The 1,170-nt window shown below is 42.7% G+C and carries 1 protein-coding gene; it reads right to left on the bottom strand.

Features of this window, described 5'->3' with window-relative positions; all coding sequences use genetic code 11:
* On the bottom strand, nt 1–792 hold a 792-nt coding region (gene ltrA, locus DZ60_RS0121930), incomplete at its 3' end, for a group II intron reverse transcriptase/maturase (protein WP_206538665.1).
* Between the last annotated feature and the right edge of the window lie 378 nt (nt 793–1,170).

Raw genomic sequence — 1,170 nt, 5'->3', positions numbered from 1 at the left:
ACCGACTTTGGTTTTATCTGGGTTCACTTTAACTTTCAATCGCTTTTCAAGAAACTGGGTAATGCTTCGCATTACTCGTTCTCCGGCTCGTTGACTTTTAACATAAATGTTACAATCATCCGCATAGCGCACAAAGTGGTGACCACGTCTAGTCAACTCTTTATCCAACTCATTTAGATAGATATTCGCCAGTATTGGTGACAATGGCCCTCCTTGTGGGGTTCCTTTTTCACTCTTAGCGAAAAGCCCATGGTCTAAGACTCCGCTAGTTAGAAACTTACGAATGAGCCTTAGTGTCCATGGGTCATCAATATATTGTTGAAGATACTTAATCATCAAGTCATGATTAACATTATCAAAATAGGCTTTTAGGTCTAAGTCGACAACTCTTCGATAACCTTGATTATAAAGATCTACTACTTTTGCAATAGCGTCGTGAGCCCCACGGTGAGGGCGGAAGCCAAAACTATTATCAGAGAAAACACGCTCAAAGATAGGTGTAAGAATTTGGGCCACAGCTTGTTGAACCATTCGGTCCACCACTGTTGGTATTCCGAGTTTTCTTACTCCACCATTAGGCTTCGGAATTTCTACCCGTTTGACTGGTGCTGGTTTATACTTGCCCTCACGCAAACTAGCGATCAATTCCGTCTTATTTTCTCTGAGATATGGCAGAAGGTCATTGACTGTCATATCGTCAATGCCTGCTGCCCCTTTATTTCTCTTAACTCGCAAATAAGCCTGATTAAGGTTATTGCGGTCCAAGACTAAGTCTTGGATAGTGACACTCATACCTTTACCTTCACCATAATCGGTACTACGCGCCCTTGTGTACTTTCGGTTTTCCAAACCTATCCTCGACAAGCGGTCAGCTTGTTGTTCTGTTTTCTGCGATTGTCGCACCTGATTACACCTCCGATATAAGTTACAAGTTATTGTCGTTCAGTCCTTCATCTGATTACTCAGACTACTATGACCTCGGCTGACTTCTGGCTTACTCAACGCTACATCACTGCACCGCTTGTTTCTGTGGAAATTAAACTTATTCCTCTTGTCGGAAACGTGTAGGCCAGATCTCCCCGGGTAAGGATATTAACTTTCGTACCATGTCACCGGTAGCTTTACTGAAAGTAACTTCGAGTAGTGTTGGACTTTAACTTGTCATGCAGT

Origin of the sequence: Aquimarina pacifica (assembly GCF_000520955.1) — a bacterium.
GTDB lineage: Bacteria > Bacteroidota > Bacteroidia > Flavobacteriales > Flavobacteriaceae > Aquimarina > Aquimarina pacifica.
This window is presented reverse-complemented; position numbering and strand designations above follow the sequence as displayed.